The sequence below is a fragment of the Dyadobacter crusticola DSM 16708 genome (genome assembly GCF_000701505.1).
Classification (GTDB): Bacteria; Bacteroidota; Bacteroidia; order Cytophagales; family Spirosomataceae; genus Dyadobacter; species Dyadobacter crusticola.
The window spans coordinates 401,244-418,330 of record NZ_JNJB01000005.1 but is presented as its reverse complement, the minus strand read 5'-3'; the positions used below and the strand labels follow the sequence as shown (position 1 = coordinate 418,330).

16 protein-coding genes are annotated in these 17,087 nt (G+C 46.6%); 10 read left to right on the top strand and 6 right to left on the bottom strand.

Annotated elements, in window-relative coordinates:
- Nucleotides 1-7: 7 nt before the first annotated feature.
- Nucleotides 8-1,747, bottom strand: coding sequence for a GMC oxidoreductase (locus Q369_RS0108005; RefSeq protein ID WP_031527284.1), 1,740 nt, complete (start codon nt 1,745-1,747; stop codon nt 8-10).
- Nucleotides 1,748-1,917: 170 nt separating this feature from the next.
- Here Q369_RS0108005 and Q369_RS0108000 point away from each other — a divergent pair, with 170 nt between their 5' ends.
- A complete protein-coding gene (locus Q369_RS0108000; RefSeq protein WP_031527283.1) occupies nt 1,918-2,874 on the top strand; it encodes an L-threonylcarbamoyladenylate synthase in 957 nt (318 codons plus the stop codon).
- Nucleotides 2,875-2,881: 7 nt separating this feature from the next.
- Here Q369_RS0108000 and Q369_RS0107995 read toward each other — a convergent pair whose 3' ends face one another.
- On the bottom strand, nt 2,882-4,309 hold the full coding sequence (locus Q369_RS0107995; protein ID WP_031527282.1) for an ATP-dependent DNA helicase: 1,428 nt from the start codon (nt 4,307-4,309) through the stop codon (nt 2,882-2,884).
- A 141-nt stretch (nt 4,310-4,450) separates the two neighbouring features.
- On the opposite strand from Q369_RS0107995, the gene Q369_RS0107990 reads away from it, so the two are divergent.
- From Q369_RS0107990 to coaD, 4 genes are all read left to right on the top strand, one after another.
- On the top strand, nt 4,451-4,891 hold the full coding sequence (locus Q369_RS0107990; RefSeq protein WP_031527281.1) for a CBS domain-containing protein: 441 nt from the start codon (nt 4,451-4,453) through the stop codon (nt 4,889-4,891).
- A gap of 119 nt (nt 4,892-5,010) precedes the next feature.
- The gene (locus Q369_RS0107985; protein WP_031527280.1) at nt 5,011-5,502 is read left to right on the top strand and encodes an NUDIX domain-containing protein; all 492 of its coding nucleotides are present in this window, start codon (nt 5,011-5,013) and stop codon (nt 5,500-5,502) included.
- Between the two features lie 37 nt (nt 5,503-5,539).
- Nucleotides 5,540-6,445: a DUF3822 family protein gene (locus Q369_RS0107980; RefSeq protein ID WP_031527279.1), complete on the top strand. Its 906-nt coding sequence runs from the start codon at nt 5,540-5,542 to the stop codon at nt 6,443-6,445.
- An 18-nt stretch (nt 6,446-6,463) separates the two neighbouring features.
- A complete protein-coding gene (gene coaD / locus Q369_RS0107975) occupies nt 6,464-6,946 on the top strand; it encodes a pantetheine-phosphate adenylyltransferase (RefSeq protein WP_031527278.1) in 483 nt (160 codons plus the stop codon).
- Between the two features lies 1 nt (nt 6,947).
- On the opposite strand, the gene Q369_RS0107970 is transcribed toward coaD, so the two are convergent.
- On the bottom strand, nt 6,948-7,640 hold the full coding sequence (locus Q369_RS0107970; RefSeq protein WP_031527277.1) for an NUDIX hydrolase: 693 nt from the start codon (nt 7,638-7,640) through the stop codon (nt 6,948-6,950).
- Nucleotides 7,641-7,741: 101 nt separating this feature from the next.
- Here Q369_RS0107970 and Q369_RS0107965 point away from each other — a divergent pair, with 101 nt between their 5' ends.
- The gene (locus Q369_RS0107965; protein ID WP_084165675.1) at nt 7,742-9,046 is read left to right on the top strand and encodes a hemolysin family protein; all 1,305 of its coding nucleotides are present in this window, start codon (nt 7,742-7,744) and stop codon (nt 9,044-9,046) included.
- Nucleotide 9,047: 1 nt separating this feature from the next.
- Complete coding sequence (gene pyrE / locus Q369_RS0107960; protein ID WP_031527275.1) at nt 9,048-9,689, top strand: orotate phosphoribosyltransferase; 642 nt, start codon at nt 9,048-9,050, stop codon at nt 9,687-9,689.
- A gap of 187 nt (nt 9,690-9,876) precedes the next feature.
- Here the strand turns inward: pyrE and Q369_RS0107955 are convergent, their stop codons facing one another.
- A complete protein-coding gene (locus tag Q369_RS0107955) occupies nt 9,877-10,899 on the bottom strand; it encodes an aldo/keto reductase (protein ID WP_031527274.1) in 1,023 nt (340 codons plus the stop codon).
- Nucleotides 10,900-11,042: 143 nt separating this feature from the next.
- Between Q369_RS0107955 and ppk1 the strand changes: the two genes are divergently transcribed.
- Entirely contained in the window at nt 11,043-13,139 is a 2,097-nt protein-coding gene (gene ppk1, locus Q369_RS0107950) for a polyphosphate kinase 1 (RefSeq protein WP_031527273.1), read from the top strand.
- Nucleotides 13,140-13,345: 206 nt separating this feature from the next.
- Nucleotides 13,346-13,939, top strand: a complete 594-nt coding sequence (locus tag Q369_RS0107945) for a TetR/AcrR family transcriptional regulator (RefSeq protein WP_031527272.1) — start codon at nt 13,346-13,348, stop codon at nt 13,937-13,939.
- On the opposite strand, the gene epsC is transcribed toward Q369_RS0107945, so the two are convergent.
- On the bottom strand, nt 13,932-14,762 hold the full coding sequence (gene epsC, locus Q369_RS0107940) for a serine O-acetyltransferase EpsC (protein WP_031527271.1): 831 nt from the start codon (nt 14,760-14,762) through the stop codon (nt 13,932-13,934). The genes Q369_RS0107945 and epsC overlap by 8 nt on opposite strands.
- Before the next feature lie 186 nt (nt 14,763-14,948).
- Between epsC and Q369_RS0107935 the strand changes: the two genes are divergently transcribed.
- Complete coding sequence (locus Q369_RS0107935) at nt 14,949-15,866, top strand: alpha/beta fold hydrolase (RefSeq protein WP_031527270.1); 918 nt, start codon at nt 14,949-14,951, stop codon at nt 15,864-15,866.
- On the opposite strand, the gene Q369_RS0107930 is transcribed toward Q369_RS0107935, so the two are convergent.
- Entirely contained in the window at nt 15,867-16,976 is a 1,110-nt protein-coding gene (locus Q369_RS0107930; protein ID WP_031527269.1) for a T9SS type A sorting domain-containing protein, read from the bottom strand.
- Between the last annotated feature and the right edge of the window lie 111 nt (nt 16,977-17,087).

The following is a 17,087-nucleotide window of genomic DNA, read 5'->3' as shown; positions in this document are numbered from 1 at the left end:
CAAACAATTAAATATTTTTCTGTTTTACCTGATCGATAATGTAATCGGAAGCTCTCCATGACAATGCGAGGATAGTCCAGGTTGGGTTTTTGTCAGCCTGGGAAACGAAAGAACCTCCGTCAACTACGAATACGTTTTTCGCATCGTGCGCCTGTGAGAACTTATTGAGCGCGGACGTTTTCGGATCGTCGCCCATACGTACGGTACCCACTTCGTGGATAATGCGGCCCGGCGCAGCAAGTCCGTAGTTAGTATCCGCTCCCGGCTTCACACCGTTTGCCACACCACCCAGTGCATGAATCAACTCTTCGAAGGTATCGTGCATGTGCTTCGCCTGCTTGATCTCGTAGTCAGACCATTTGTAGTGAAAGCGCAAAACAGGGATACCGTATTTATCAACAACCGTAGGATCGATCTCGGCATAGTTGTTAAAATCAGGAACAGCTTCGCCGCGACCAGCCATTCCGATGTTTGCTCCGTAAAAACGACGGTAATCTTCTTTCAGTGAAGAACCGTAGCCGCCGGCCGGCTTCGTTACGCCCGCAGCAGTCGGGTACTTCCCATTCAAGTTCTCAATTCCGGAACCGAAACCGTAGCTCGGCATTCCCATTCCGCCGCCGTATTCAATGTGGTAACCTCTTGGGAAATCCAGTTTTTTGTTGTCCAGCCACCAGGGTGTATAAACGTGCATTCCGCCAACGCCATCTTCATTGTAGCGTTTTCTGTCCATTAAGTGTGGTAGGAATGCGCCGCGAGATGCGCCTGTTGAATCGTGCAGGTACCGGCCAACTACGCCGCTTGAATTTGCAAGTCCATTAGGGTGGCGCTCCGACTTCGAGTTCAGCAGCAATCTTGCAGATTCAGCTGCGCTGGCTGCAAGTACAACTACTTTCGCTTTTATGGTATGCTCGGTAAGCTTCTCTCTGTCCACATAGGAAACGCCAGTAGCGAGTCCGGTTGTAGGGTCGGTAAGCACTTCGCGGCACATTGCATTGTTGATCAGCGTCACGTTTCCGGTTTTGACCGCAGGAATACAAAGTACGGAAGACGATGAAAAGTCAGCATAAGCCTGGCAGGCGCGCGAGCACTGGCTGCAGTAAAAACAAACCCCGCGCTGATCATTGATCGGTTTGGTCAGGATCGAGAGGCGGGAAGGTATAACAGGTACATTTACCTTTTTACCTGCTTGTTTGATGAAAAGCTCGTGCAAACGTGGTTTGGGCGGAGGAAGAAAGATCCCGTCCGGCTCGTTATCCATGTTTTCAACTGTACCAAAAACCCCGATCAGCTTATCAACCTGGTCGTAATATGGTTTCACGTCATCGTAGCTGATCGGCCAGTCATCGCCTAATCCGTCGATGCTTTTTCTTTTAAAATCTTTTGGACCGAAACGCAGTGAAATCCGTCCCCAGTGGTTAGTACGGCCACCTAACATGCGCGACCGGAACCAGTCAAATTGGGTACCATTCTTGCGGGTATAGGGTTCCCCTTCAATTTCCCAGCCACCCCAGGCTGCGTCGAAATCACCGAACGGGCGGTGGTTGCTAGCACCGCGGCGAGGTGACTCATAAGGCCACTTTAATTGTGTAATGTATTTAGGATCAGCTGGGTCAAAATATCCGCCAGCTTCTAAAAGTGCAACCTTCGCGCCCGCTTTTGCAAGTTGATAGGCTGCCATTCCACCTCCTGCTCCGGAGCCCACAATGCATACATCAAAAACGGTAGGTTGTTCTTTGATTTGAAACATAGGTAAAGGGTTATTTAGATAGTATTTTTTGATCAATAAATATAAACACCGTTTAAATAAGAGCCGCTGTCGGCTTCAATATTCAAGGTTATTTAAAAAGAATCTAAATGGGATAGTGCCGGATTTAATGGCCAGGCAAGTATTTTTGCACCAAAAAACGGGATACTCCATTGGCTGAGATCGGAAAAGATATACTGGTTGCAAAAGAGTTTTTGATTAAAGGAGAACTGGTAGGTATACCAACTGAAACGGTATATGGGCTCGCAGGCAATGCGCTGAATGAAAAAGCTGTCCTTTCCATCTTTGAGACCAAAAACCGACCCGCATTCGATCCTTTAATTATTCATACAGATTCGATTGCAAAGGCAAGCAGTTTTGTTGCAGAATTTCCATCTGCTGCCCGGGCGCTGGCTGAACGTTTCTGGCCCGGCCCGCTGACTTTGCTGCTCCCGAAAAAGAACAATATACCTGATCTGGTAACCTCTGGGCTGGACACCGTGGCCGTGCGCATTCCCCGTCACCCCATATTGCTGGAGCTGTTGAGCCTAGTTGATTTCCCGCTTGCCGCTCCGAGCGCTAATCCTTTCGGCTATATTAGTCCCACAGCCGCCGGACACGTCAATGCACAACTCGGCGATAAGATACCTTACATTCTCGATGGCGGTGATTGTGAGGTAGGGATCGAGTCAACGATCGTTGGTTTTGAGGATGGTGAAGTAGTTGTTTTCAGGTTAGGCGGTCTTGATGTGCGCGAGATTGAGGAGATAGCAGGAAAAGTGCGGCTCACTGCTGTTTCCTCCTCCAACCCAAAAGCGCCGGGGATGCTTAAAAGCCACTATTCGCCGCGGAAGTCACTGCGAATGTTGACGCGGGATGAAATGCATTCTGTTAATCCAACAGGAATGGGCTACCTGCTTTTTGACCATTATCTGGAAAATATTGATAGGAAATACCAGTTTGTCCTTAGCGAAACGGGCGATCTGCGCGAAGCTGCGCACAATCTTTTTGCTTACTTGCGCGAGCTGGATAAGTCCGATGCAAAAGCGATAGTCGCAGAATGGGTACCGATGACCGGGCTTGGACTGGCGGTCAACGATAGACTAAAGCGGGCCGCAACGCAAGAGTAGGGGAGTACTAGCGAAAGAAATGCGGATGAAAGTTCATCAGGAAAACTTCATCCGTAGCCCTCGTAATGGCAGTGTAAAGCCACCGGATAAATTCTGCATTAATCTGCTCCTGAGGTAAATAACCCTGGTCTACGAAGACGGAACTCCATTGACCGCCCTGGGCTTTGTGGCAAGTAAGCGCGTAGGCGAATTTGACCTGCAATGCATTCAGAAAAGGATCTTTACGCAATGCTTCCAGTCTTTCTTTATTGGATTTAATATCCATATAATCCTGCTGCACACTGTCGTACAGCTTGCGGTTATCTTCCGAGGACATTGACGGGGAAGATGAATGCAGCGTGTCGAGGAAAATTTTGGCGTCAAATTCCGGCTGTTTTTCGTAATCCGTAAGTCGCAAAGTCACGTCGGCGAACCTGAATCCATGTATTTCCTGCGTTTTCCTTATTTTCAGCAGTTCCACAAAATCGCCATTCGCGATGAACCCGGCAGGTGAATCTTCGTCCAGGATATTGTAGTTATTACGCACTACCATCAGCCGGTCGCCTGCGTCGAGTTCTTCTTCCGAAAAGTTGATCACTCTCCGTATGAACTCATTGTACTGCACAGCCGATTTGTTGGACCGCGTCAGGATGATCGCGTTTTCCTGTCCGTATTTATCGTACGCATAACGCAATCCTTCTTCCAGCCGCTCGCCTGTCATTTTGTAAACATCCTGGAAAGAGCGCGTGGTAATTTGTATCTCGGGCTTTTCTGATGCGAGCTGTTCGCGAAGTAAAGTCGCATTGTAGAGAATGCCCGATTGCTCGTCCTGGCGCATTACCTCCTTCAGTTCTTCCTGAAAAACAGACATATAGTATGTTTTTTCAAGATACTCCCTGTCCAGTGCCGGACTTAATTCTTTACCCACAGGCGGCAGCTGCGCCACGTCACCTACCAGCATCAGCTTATTTCCGGGATTTTCAAAAACGAAGTCGACCAGATCGGCCAGGAGGCTGCGGCTTCCAAAATCAGCTTCATTGGTGATCATCGAGGCCTCATCCACGATGAAAAGCGTGTTGTCATGGTAGTTCTTCTGCCGCTGGAACGTCAGCGTGCCCGAGTATGCGTCTGCGGTCTGCTTGTAGATTTTCTTGTGGATGGTCAATGCGATCTTGTCCGAGTAGCCCGACATAACCTTTGCCGCCCGGCCTGTCGGTGCAAGCAGAACGGATTTGTAGCCAAAGTTTTTCAGCACTTTAATCAGCGTACTAATAATGGTAGTCTTACCGGTTCCTGCATAACCTTTCAGCAAAAAGCAATCCCGGTAACGTTCCAGTCCTTTTTCCTCAACCAGGAAATCGTTGGCTTGCTCAAAGAAGCGCAACTGGCCCTCGGTAGGTCTGAAAGGGAATTTTTTTCGTAGCAGCTGGGAAGGCAGCATTTTATCGGTATCCATGGAGACGAATCTAGCGGAACCTTGAACAATATCAAAATGCCTCTTCTGTAACAAAAATATACTCAGAATTAGTTGGATTTTAACAGGCCATTTGTCTATATTGAAATCCCTTTTACCTCACAACTCCAAACCTAAACATCTATGCTAGTACAACATGTAATGGGCAACAAGCCTGTCAATGCGATTTGGTCGGTTACGCAAGACAATACGGTGTTTGAGGCGCTCGAACTCATGGCCGCAAAAAACATTGGTGCAGTTTTGGTACTGGAAGATGAAGAACTGATAGGGATTTTTTCTGAAAGGGATTATGCAAGAAAGGTGATCCTGCAAGGCAGGGCGTCGCGCGACACTTTGATCAGGGAAGTAATGACAAGCAAGGTTATTACGGTGGAAACCCTTGACAAGATCGAGGAATGTATGCAGATCATGTCTGACAAACATATCCGCCATTTGCCTGTCAATCAAAACGGTACATTGGTCGGCATTATCTCAATCAATGACATTGTATCCGCTATTATCCACGAGCAAAAGGAGCATATCAGCACGCTCGAAAGCTACATTTCGGGCAGTCCTTATTCCTGAAAATGATCTGAATACAAATTGGCAATCTTTGCAATTCAGTACGGACAGTCATTCCGGAGGGTGAACTATATCTTGCCAAATATGTCGGGATAGTTATATTTGTTCTTCAAAAACAGGCTTTGCAAAGGGTAGCGACAGAAATAGCCGAGGTATTTGGTGGACGCGTGCGGGTTCGGGCTTGCGGTATTTGCATTCAAAATGAACGCATTCTGCTGGTGCGTCACCAGCTTTACGGCGCCGACGAACCGTTCTGGAGTCCGCCTGGTGGTGGTGTTCAGTTTGGCGAGAAAGCGCCAGATGCATTGGTCAGGGAAATAGCTGAGGAAACGGGCTTGGAAGCAGAGATAGGCCGGTTACTTTTTGTAAACGAGCACATTCAAACGCCACTCCACGCAATCGAGTTGTTTTTCGAGATCCTGCAAATTCAGGGACAAATCTCCCGGGGCATTGATCCGGAACTTTCGGCAGGTGGACAGATTATCGAGGATGTGGCGTTCCTTTCATTAGAGGAAATCAGGAAGTTGAAAACCACACAGGTTCACAGGCTTTTCTCAAACCTGAATTCTTTGCAGGACATTTTTGAAATAGATAAATACATTCCCGCTGCTTAGACGTGAATGTCGTTAAAAGCAATTACTCCCATTTATTGTGGCAAATACTGAAAACCAGGTCATTGAAATCATCCCTACCTTACTCGTAGGTGATCAGACCTTTGACCCGGCTAATATTCCTTCCAGTACACTTTGCATCGAGTTCGGCGATCAGCAGATTCGTTTTTGCATTGTCAAGGAAGAAAATATGGAATGCGTCTGGCTGGAAGACTATGCGCTTGACCAGACACTTACGCAGGAGGAGCTTTTCGAAAAGGTAAAAAGAGTATTTACAGGACATTTACTATGGTCTTCCAGCGCCTGGAATTCAGTCCGTATTTCTGTTAATTCCGGACTTTTCAGTTTGGTCCCCAATTTACTTTTCGACGAACAGCATGCAGCCGGTTACCTATCTTTTTCAGCCGGAAATGCACCTTTGAAGCAGGATATTGTACTCCATCACGAGTTGCCGCTGGTTCATGCGCATACCGTGTTTTCAATGCGGCAAAGCTGGCATGAATGGATCCTGAACCATTTTAGATCGTCGCACCTTTCGTTTTATCATTTTACCAGTCCGCTCGTGATTGGTGCATTGGTGAGCCACCTGGAACACCAGGAAATCAGGATTGTTTCGCTTTATTTTGAGAAAGATCAATTTACGATCACAGTCACCGAAAGTCAGCAGCTGATTTTGTGCAACCGGTTTAGGTTCAAAGAGGTACATGAAATGGCTTACATTGTTCTTTTTACATTAGGCCAGCTTGGCTACGAGCCTGAGGAAGTAAAAGTGCTCTGTTACGGCGACATTTCTGCCACCGCCGATGCATATCAGGAGCTTTCGCATTTTCTGCCCGGCTTGCAAATAGGAGGGCGACCAACTACATTGAAGTATAACAGCCAGTGCGCCGAAGTGCCGGGTCACAGGTATTTTGGTCTATTTAATACCTATCTTGTCTCATCTTAGGGCTTATAACTATCACTTATGGAGCGCATTGCATTGTTTCCCGGTTCTTTTGATCCATTTACGAGAGGACACGAGGACATCGTTCTGAGAGGTCTGCGGCTCTTTGACCAGGTCGTGATCGGTATTGGTAACAATGCGACGAAGAAGAGATACTTCCCACTCGACGTGATGAAGGAAATGATTGAGAAAACCTTCGCTTCCTACCCGAATGTAAAGGTGATCACCTACGACGACCTTACCGCGCATACCGCCCGGGAATTAGGTGCAACATTCCTGCTGCGCGGCCTGCGAAATACCACCGATTTTGAATACGAAAATGGCATTTCGCAGGTGAACAGGTATTTGTATGAAGAGATTGAAACCGTTTTCCTGATCACTTCGCCCGCTCTGGCGCCGATCAGTTCCAGTATTATCCGCGACTTGCACAGATATGGGCAGGAAGTAGATAATTTCCTGCCATACTCGCTCTCAGAACTGAACCAGATCAATTCTCAGATTTGATTTACTTCCCTGATTTTTTTACGCTGCGCATTTTATTCAGACTGTCGAGGACAAACCGGATCGAGCTGTAAGAGTTGATCAGGAGCGGCTTCGCGTCCTCAGGGGAGTACCAGTCCAGCTTTTCTATCTGCTCTTCTGCCTGCGGCTTCATTTTAGAATCGTCGATACTGTCGCACAGGTACCATTTCGTACGTTTCAGAATGCGGTTGTTATTAAGAGTATAGGTATGCCAGGTAGTGCAGATTTTTGATTTGATAATTGATTTTACGCCAGTCTCTTCTTCTATTTCGCGAATAGCGGCTGTCCTTGAATCTTCTCCCTTATCGAGCTTTCCTTTGGGCAGGTCCCACTTTTTCCGGCGGTACATAAACAGCCATTTTCCGTCTTTTACCACCACACCGCCGGCCGCCTTGATCACTTTGTACTGGCCTTTGATCTTTTCCTCGATGTCGGCTTTTTCTTTTGTAGCCATTGTAATCGAGAGCATTTGCCGCGGAAACTCCTTTTCCAGCAGCTGAACTACTTGCAGAACTGTGGTTGCGGTTGCATTAAGGAACAGAGTATGTCCGGTAAACATGCTCTTCTGCAATTTTTCCAGCCGCAAATCCACGATCTGATCAAATTGGGATGTTTCCGGGGAGAGCTGATTGGTCCGTACAATTTTGAATGGACGGTCGTCAAAAAAAATGGTCATTTTTCAAATGGTACGTGAATCACCGTCAAAATTAAGTAAACTGTTTAGTTTAGACAGTGATTATTATTGATAAATTTGTAACCATATCAAATACACAGTTCTTGGAACTACTGATAATTTTACTACTTGTGCTTCTCAATGGTATCTTCTCCATGTCCGAGATCGCACTTGTATCTTCCCGCAAGTCCCGATTAGAAGCTGCTGCCAAAGGTGGCGATGCCACTGCAAAGGCGGCATTAAATCTAGCCAACTCACCAACCCGGTTTTTATCAACAGTTCAGATCGGCATTACGCTGATCGGACTTCTGACGGGTATGTACAGTGGAGACAATATCACCGCTGACTTCGAGCGCATGATCAACAATGTGCCTTACCTGCAAGCTTACAGCCACTCGCTGGCAGTTGGAAGTGTGCTGGTGTTTATCACTTATCTCTCGCTGGTATTGGGCGAGTTGGTACCTAAGCGTATCGGAATGTCAAATCCCGAGGCGATTTCGAAGTTCATGGCTACTCCCATGAACCTGCTTTCCAAGATTACTGCGCCATTTATTGCATTACTGGGAATTTCGAGCGACCTCATCATCAAGGTGCTGAATATCCGGCAAAGTGAAAATGCGGTTACGGAAGAGGAGATCAAGAGCCTGATCCAGGAAGGAACTTCCGGCGGGGTGTTCGAAGAAATCGAGCAGGAGATCGTGCACAACGTATTTCAGCTCGGGGATCGCAAAGTTACTTCGCTGATGACCAATAGGCAGGAAATTGTCTGGCTCGATCTGGAAGATACTGTAGAAGAAAATAAAGCCAAGATCTTCGAAAGCCGCCATTCCATTTATCCGGTTTGCCGGGATACTGTCGACGATGTGGTCGGGTTGGTATATGTTAAAGATCTGATTGCGACTGACATTGAATCTCAACTGGCCACATTGAATACAATCGTGCGCGACCCTGTTTACCTGCCGGAAAGCAACCGCGCTTACCAGGCTTTGGAGAAGTTCAAGCAGCAGCGCGTTTACTTTGGTATCATCGTCGATGAATATGGAGGTATGCTGGGGATTTTAACAATGCACGACATTATGGACGCGCTGGTCGGCGACATCTCCGAAGATATCGAAGAAGCATCCGAAATTGTGAAACGCGACGACGGAAGTTTTCTGATTGACGCACAGTTACCTTTTGACGATTTTATTCAGTATTTCAACATTAATCTTCCCGAACCTGACCGTAGAGAGCTGGTTGGATTTAACACTCTGGGCGGATTTGTGCTCCATATTCTCAAAAATATTCCGAGCACAGGTGAGAGGTTCAGCTGGCGCAACTTCGAGTTTGAGGTAGTGGATATGGATCGCAGCAGAATTGATAAGTTGTTAGTCGTAAATCATAATAAAGAAGAAGAATCAGAAGAATAATATGCTAAACGGTTCAGATATCAGTAAAAGAGTAGCAGAACTATTGCTTGAAGCACAAGCGATCAAGTTGAGTCCCGACAAGCCATTTCAATGGAGTTCAGGCTGGTTATCGCCTATTTATTGCGATAATCGCGTCGCATTATCTTATCCTGATACCCGCACATTCATCAAAAAGACACTGGCTGATCTGGTGAAACAGGAATATCCTGGCGTGCAGGCGGTAGTTGGGGTTGCAACCGGCGGAATTGCGCAAGGTGCATTGGTGGCCGACTTACTTGAACTGCCTTTCGCATACGTGCGCCCGGAACCGAAAAAGCATGGAATGGGCAACCAGATCGAAGGAAGGCTGGAAGCTGGTCAATCGGTAATCATCATTGAAGACCTGATTTCGACAGGCGGAAGCTCGCTGAAAGTAGTGGACGTGCTCAGAGCAGCCGGCATCGAAGTGGCTGGGATGATCGCGATTTTTACTTATGGGTTTGAAGTTGCGGCCAATAACTTCAAAGAAAAGGATGTAAAGCTGAGTACGATCAGTAACTATAATGCATTGATAGAAACCGCTTTGGAGCATAACTATGTGTCTGCTTCCCAGGTAGAAAGCCTGAGCGCCTGGCGCGAGGCCCCTGATCAATGGGGGAAGTAGTTTTTTTGACTTCGGCCGTCGGCAATCAGCTGTCGGCTTTTTTTAGTCTGATAGCCGAAAGCCGAAGTACACAAAGTCTGATAGCCGACAGCCGAAAGCCGAAGTATACAAAGTCTGATAGCCGACAGCCGAAAGCCGAAGTATTCAAAGTCTGACACCCGACTGCCGACAGCCGAAGTAATCCAAGCTAGCCCCTATGATTATCCAGCTTCTCAAATAATCCCCCGAAGGCTTCTTCCTTGACACCGTCCGATTTGAGAAATTCATGCGGGAAACCGAGCTCAATCTGACTTGCCGCATTCAATTTTTGCAATGCAGCTTCGGGAAGGGTAAAGTCCAGACAGCCGAGCGAATCTTTGATCTGGTGTTCCTTTGAAGCGCCAATAATAGGGATCATTACCTGGTTCCTGTGCCTGGTCCAATTGATTGCAATTTGTGCCGGAGTAACGCCGAGTTCGTTGGCCACATCTACCACAGTTTGCGCAATGTTGCTACTATGTTCGCTTCGGCGGCTGCTGTGATCCGGCACCCGGCCTTTTTCTCCCCTCAAATATTTTCCTGTCAGCGCGCCGCCGCCAATCGCGCCCCATGGCGTAACCGCCAAATCCAGTGCTTTCGCCATTGGAAGCAGGTCCCGCTCTGGTGTTCTTTGCAACAAAGAATACTCAAACTGAATGGCCGCAAATGCATTCCATCCCCTGAAATCGGCAATAGTGTTTGCCTGAGAAACAATCCAGGCAGGCGTGTCAGAGATACCAATGTAATGCACCAGACCTCTTGTGACAAGATCGTCGAGGCCGCGCATTACTTCTTCTGTCGGAGTTGTATTGTCCCACAAATGCACCCAAAGCAGGTCGATATATTCGGTATTGAGTCTTTTCAAGCTGGAAGTAACTGAGCGCATCATGTTCTTCCGGTGGTTACCAGCGAAGTTCAGATCGTCATTTTTGTCTTTGAGGGTGTATTTGGTAGCAAGTACCCATCTGTCACGGTCACTCTCAATGAACTCGCCTACATACTTTTCAGAAGATCCTTCTGTGTATCTGTTCGCTGTATCAATGAAGTTACCGCCCGCAGCAGCAAACGCTTCAAAAATTTTGTAACTCTCGTGTTTATCCGCTCCCCAGCCCCATTCTTTTCCAAAGGTCATAGTTCCCAGACAAACCTCAGAAACTCTAAGCCCCGACCGGCCCAATAATTGATAACGCATATTCAACTGAAATTAGATTTTAAGCAAAATATAACAGTGAACGATGATCGTACAGAGTTATATTTTGTGGTGCAAAGTTATACCCTTACCACTCAAATGTATTTATATTGTGACCAAATTTGAATCTTTTTCACCCCGCCTAAATGATAGATGTTGCTTATCCCTACTTTGATACCAATCTGAGTTGGCTGTCCAATAATTACCGTTTTTTACTGGAAGCAAATGACGAAACAGTGCCGGTAAGGGAGCGGCTCCGCTTTTTGGGAATGTATGCTTATCAGACCAAGGAATTTTACCGGGTCCGCATTCCGAGTCTACTGGCGATGTGTGAGGTAAGCAATGATATTCGCTCAAAACTCTACCTTTTCCCTGAGTCACTGCTGGAACATGTCAGCGAAACTATTGAAAATCAGTTGCGCGAGTTCAATGAGATACTGACAGCTAGTATTCTGCCTGCATTGAAGGAACAGGGCGTGCATTTGTATTACCGGGAAGCATTTGCGGCAGAGCACCTGCCGTTTATCCGTAAGTTTTTCATTGACAAGCTTTTCAGGTATTTGCAGCCGGTGTTCTTAGATTCCAAACGATCCTCTAAAACGCCGATTTTCGAATCCAAACAGCTGTATCTGGTTGTCCGTTTGCAACATCTGGAAGATTCTGAGGAGGATTGGTATGCGACGGTGAACATACCATCTGAGCCTTTCGGGAGGTTCCTGGAACTGCCTGAATGGGATGGGAAAAAGCATGTTGCTTTTATGGAGGATATTATTCGTGAAAACCTCCGGCTGCTTTTCCCAGGCTTCAATGTGCTGGAAAGTTATACAGTCCGCGTGGAGCGCGAAACAGAACTCTCCATTGAAGATGAGTACCCGATGCAAATTGCGCAACGCATTCTCAAACAGCTGGAAAAGCGCAATTTTATTCAACCCTCGCAGTATTTTTATGAGTCGGGAATGCCGCTTTATATGCGGGAATACCTGGTGAATAAGGTAGCAATACCGATGAATGAATTTCACGAGCGCGGCGATTACCTGTTTTTGCAGGATTTTAGCCGCTTTCCTGCATTGTCACGCAGGCTCGATTATCCGCACCAGCGTCCGATCCACAATCCAGGTTTTGAGGAAAATACCTCTATTTTTGAAGCAATTCAGAAAGGCGATCAGCTGGTGCATCTTCCGTATCAGTCTTATGAGCCTATAGTGCGGTTTTTCAATGAAGCAGCAGTCGATCCGCATGTGCGGGAGATTCACGTTTCCTTATACAAGATCAGCCCGAATTCGTTCATTCTGAACTCATTGATCAGCGCTGCCAGGAATGGAAAACGGGTAACAACCTATGTGGAGCTGAATAACAAAATGGATATTCAGGAAAACCTGCAATGGTCGCGGAAAATGCGTGATGCCGGCGTGAAGATCATCCTGAGTGTCCCAGGGTTGAAAGTGCATGCAAAAATGGCGTTGATCAAGCGGAAAGTGCAGAAAGGGTGGGAGCGTTACGCATTCTTAGGTACCGGGGGCTTTTACAGACTTACCAGCCGGGAAATAGTCGACCATGCTTTGCTGACACACCACCGCGAGCTGACCAACGAACTCGAACTGCTCTTCGGCTACTTATCTACGCAGGACGAGCCAAAAAAATACAAGTACCTTCCATTTAACTACCTTTTTGTTACGCAGTTTACATTACAGAAAAAGTTGATGGACCTGATAGACCGCGAGATCGCGAACTGCAATGCAGGCCTCAAATCATTTATTACTATTAAAATAAATCAACTACAAGATCACATTCTGATCGACAAGCTGTACCAGGCGGGACAAGCCGGAGTACCGGTGCATGTGATGGTCAGTGAAAGCTGCGGGCTGATATCCGGGCTGCCTTCTATCAGCGACAATATCATTGTGAGCCGCCACGTGGACCGCTATCTTGAAAATACGCGGATCTTCCATTTTGCCAATCGTGGCAATGATGAGATTTTCCTGAGTTCTTGCGATTGGACCCACCGGAACCTGCATCGACGCATTGATATCTGCTTTCCCGTACTCGACGAGCAGCTCAAAAACCAAATGCGGATTGTGCTTAGGAATTATGCAAATGATAATCAGAAATCAGTGCGACTGGATTTGTACCAGAACAACCTTAGGATTAGCGAAGACGGCCGCGGGAAGGTGCGGGCGCAGGATGCAAATTATCGGTTGGTTGAAAAGATCGAGAAAGGCGGTCTTATCAGAAAACCAGAATAAACGCATTAAAAACGGGTAAAAAAAATTTTTCACCCGTAAAATTTTCTAACCCGCGCCTGGATTTAACGGACGCACTTTGTTCTTAAAAATCTTAAAATCAGGAAGAATTTTTGCAAATAAGCCGGGGAGCTCTCTTGAGCAGTAAGTTGTATATCACTATATTTGAAAGACATCATTCTCACTCAACCCCAAAATACTACTCAAGCATGGGAATAGTAGAACGAAGAGAACGGCTTAAAATACAGGTACGTTCGGACATCGTTAAAACAGCAAAAGACATCGCCCGTGAAGACGGCTGGACTGCTGTCTCGATTCGCAAAATTGCTGACGTAATTGAATATAGTCCCCCCATTCTCTACGAATATTTTGATAGCAAGGATAAGCTGTTGGAGGCGATCCGTCTGGAAGGTTTCGATCATCTGCAAGCCGAGTTTATCAAGATAAAGGGTCATTTCAGCAATCCGCAGAAGCAGCTTGTGGAAGTCGCCCAGAAGATCTGGAACTTCGCTGTTGAGAATCCCGAAGTATTTCAGGTGATGTTTAATCTGGAAGGAGCTTATTGTGATTCTAAAAAAGCTTTTTCGCAAGCAATGAGCATCAAGGGAAACCCGGTTTGGGAAATGATAGCGGGCCTGAGACCAAAGTCCGGGGAAGCTGTAACAAAGACTTACTACGAATGGTGGTGCCTGACCTTTGGTTTCATCGGTATTACCATGACAACTCAGCCGAGATATGCATTCTCCCAGGCTGAGCCCATTTATATGGAAGGCGTAAGAAGATTTATCCGCAGTATTATGTAGTTGCAGCAGATTGCGGGCGTATCTCTATTTTACTTTGGTGATAAACCTGGGAAAATGGAGGTACGCTTCTTACTAACCAGGCATTTCCGCCGATAATCGAATCGTGCCCGATCACAGTTTCTCCTCCCAGGATCGTGGCATTTGCATAAACCACCACATTGTCCTCGATCGTAGGATGTCGCTTGCGTGAAGCGAGCGATTTGGAAACGTGCGTTGCCCCAAGCGTAACCCCCTGATATAATTTTACATTGTTACCGATGTGCGTCGTTTCGCCGATTACTACTCCGGTGCCGTGGTCGATGAAAAAAGAATGGCCGATTACTGCATTCGGATGAATATCGATCCCGGTCTGGCTATGCGCGAACTCAGTCAGCATTCTGGGCAATAATGGGATACCGCAATGCGCAAAAAGGTGGGCGAAGCGGTAAGTAGCAATCGCCGTGAACCCGGGGTACACTGCAATCACTTCTTCAATGCTTACGGAAGCCGGATCATTATCGGTGATGGATTTGGCATCTTTCAGGAGCATTTCGTAGATCTCAGGAATGCCCGTAAATATCTCGTCCAGGATCTCGTTTGCGTCTTTGTTGAGCTCAGGTAACAATGGCTGCAGCATATAATCCAGGTCCTTTCTCAGATCCGCGTATTTCATCGCCAGGTCTTTGGAAGGACAACTCGGGCAATCCTGACTGATCGGAAACAGGAAGTTGATCAGGTCCTGAATGAATTTCCCCGCGTCTTGTCTGGATGGAAGCTTGTAGCGGTATTTTTCATTTTGCTCCGTCAGGCGCTGGAAAAATGAGTTCTGGTGGCTGGCAGTCATTAAGAAAGTAGATTGAGTCGCAAGTCTGAGATAGCAGGACGTTTGGTTTTTCAACAACAAAGAAACGCCGGGAAAAATTTGTTTGTTTTAAATTCTTCAAAAAAAACCAAATAACGGCACGCTTTTTGACCTTTTGGTCGTATATTAAGTATCCTGTGGATTGTAAATGCAGTAACAATACCTTGTATGCCTCGTTTTAAATTCCTTCGGACAGCCGCCTTATTGCTATTTATTTCGGCTTCTCTTAGCTCCTGTTTTTCGAAATACATCATCTCTGCGAAACAGGTAAGGAAGCATTACGCTCAAAAGAAAGTCAAACCTACCGAGCGCATTATCAAAAATGATACGCTTTCTCTCTGCATTGCCAGCGTGGGCGCCGATACTTTACCAATGCTGCTACTGATCCACGGCGCGCCAGGCTCGCTTTGGGGATATATGAATTTAATGGATGATGAAGATTTGCAGAAGCGCTTCCACATCGTGTCAGTCGACAGGGTAGGGTATGGTAAATCGAGACTCAAAAAAAGACGGTTTGTTACCTCCATTGCTACTCAAGCGAATGCATTGCTACCCGTTTTTGAGTTAAATAAAAGCAAAGAAAAGGTTACTGTACTCGGCCGTTCTTACGGAGCTCCGATCGCTGCAAAGCTCGTTTCGCTGGTTCCTGACCAGGTAAAAGAACTTTTCATGGTTTCGCCGGTAATCGATCCTGAGAAAGAAAAATTCTACTGGTTTTCGAAATGGGGCAGGAATTCCTTCATACAGCTTTTCCTCCCTGGTGAATTCAATACAGCGACTGCTGAAAAGTACAGCCATTCAGACGAACTGAAAAAGCTGCTGCCTGTGTGGAACAATCTGTATGTTCCTACTACTGTTATCCAGGGCGGAAATGACTGGATTGCAGATCCGGGTAACATTGATTTTGCCAAAAAACATATCAAGAGTAAGCGGGCGCAGTATATTTTCCTGGATAATGCGGGTCATATGATCACTTACACGCACTTGTCGATGATCAAAGAAATGCTGCTGAAAGGTTTGCTTTTCAAAGATCAGATCACTTCTATAGACCTTACTCCTGACTTGCAGGAAGTTTCGGGGAATTAATCAGCGTACAACCTTTTGAGTAACCGAGTGAGTCGCATTATCTGCGCGGATCAGGTAAACTCCATGCGCCATGTTACGCAGGTCAAACTCCTCCTGAACTGAGATAACAGGTGCTTTTGAAGATATCTCCCTCAGAATCCTTCCATTCAAGTCAACCAGCTGCAGACGAATCACGGCTTTTGTTTTGCTGTATGCTTTTACAGTCACAATGTCATCCGTCGGCACAGGATAAGCTTCTATCGCCATTGAAACTTCTGTCGAACTTACCTTCGGAATGGAAGTAATCGGATTTCCGAATTCTGCGGACTCATAAGGAGGAATTTCAACCGGCGGGCCGGGCTTATCAACAACAGTAATGCTGCCCTCACGGTAACTTTCGGAAATGATATTGCCAGCTCTCCATTCTGTCACGACCATTGCAAAAAGGTAATTCCCAACCAACTCCGGTGCAGTCCAAACCAGCCTGTTAGAGGCAGGATCTACCTTGAATGTACCGTTACTGGTAATTTCATTGGGGAAGAGGTAGGCGCGATCGATCATGCGAACGCCGCAAGTGCCGGGAGAGCCTTTGCTCAGCTTGTGGACTTTGACAGAAACGCTGTCCGCATCCGGAACAGTTGGACTAAGATCAACTGAGAACACTTGCTTAACACCTGCATCGAAGTTTAGGTAAGGTAAGACAGGTGTAGAATTCCTTGCAGTGACGTCTATAACCGTCCAAAGGAATGCCGGTGTCAATTGTGAATTTTCAAGATTAAGATACCCGGCGCTGCGGTTTTCAATGGAAGCAGATATTTGAAAGACCCCTGCAGAAGCAAAGGTGTACTGGTCCTCAAAGTCAGCAACGAGTATATTTGCATTACTCGGCAGTGGCGCAACTTTCGTCCTCCGTACATTAAGTGTGGTGCCGTTACCAAAGCAAACGGTAACTTCCGACATTGCATCAGTTGCTCCCTGGCCCACCTGTGTATCAAGATATAATCTTACGGTGATCCCATAGGTTAAACCCGAAACATGCTTGGCCAGGATCTCGCCGCCCTTAAAATGGGTAGCATTAGCTGCGTTACAAAACAACGCTATCAGAAAAAGTATTCCGTAGATTGATTTCATAGAGATGAAAGGCGGCGTTAAGTTACATACTGAAATCACAACGTTAAAAGCTTGCGCTTTTGTATGGTTGCAGACAGAAAGAAATGCAGATAAACGTGGATTGTCGCGCAC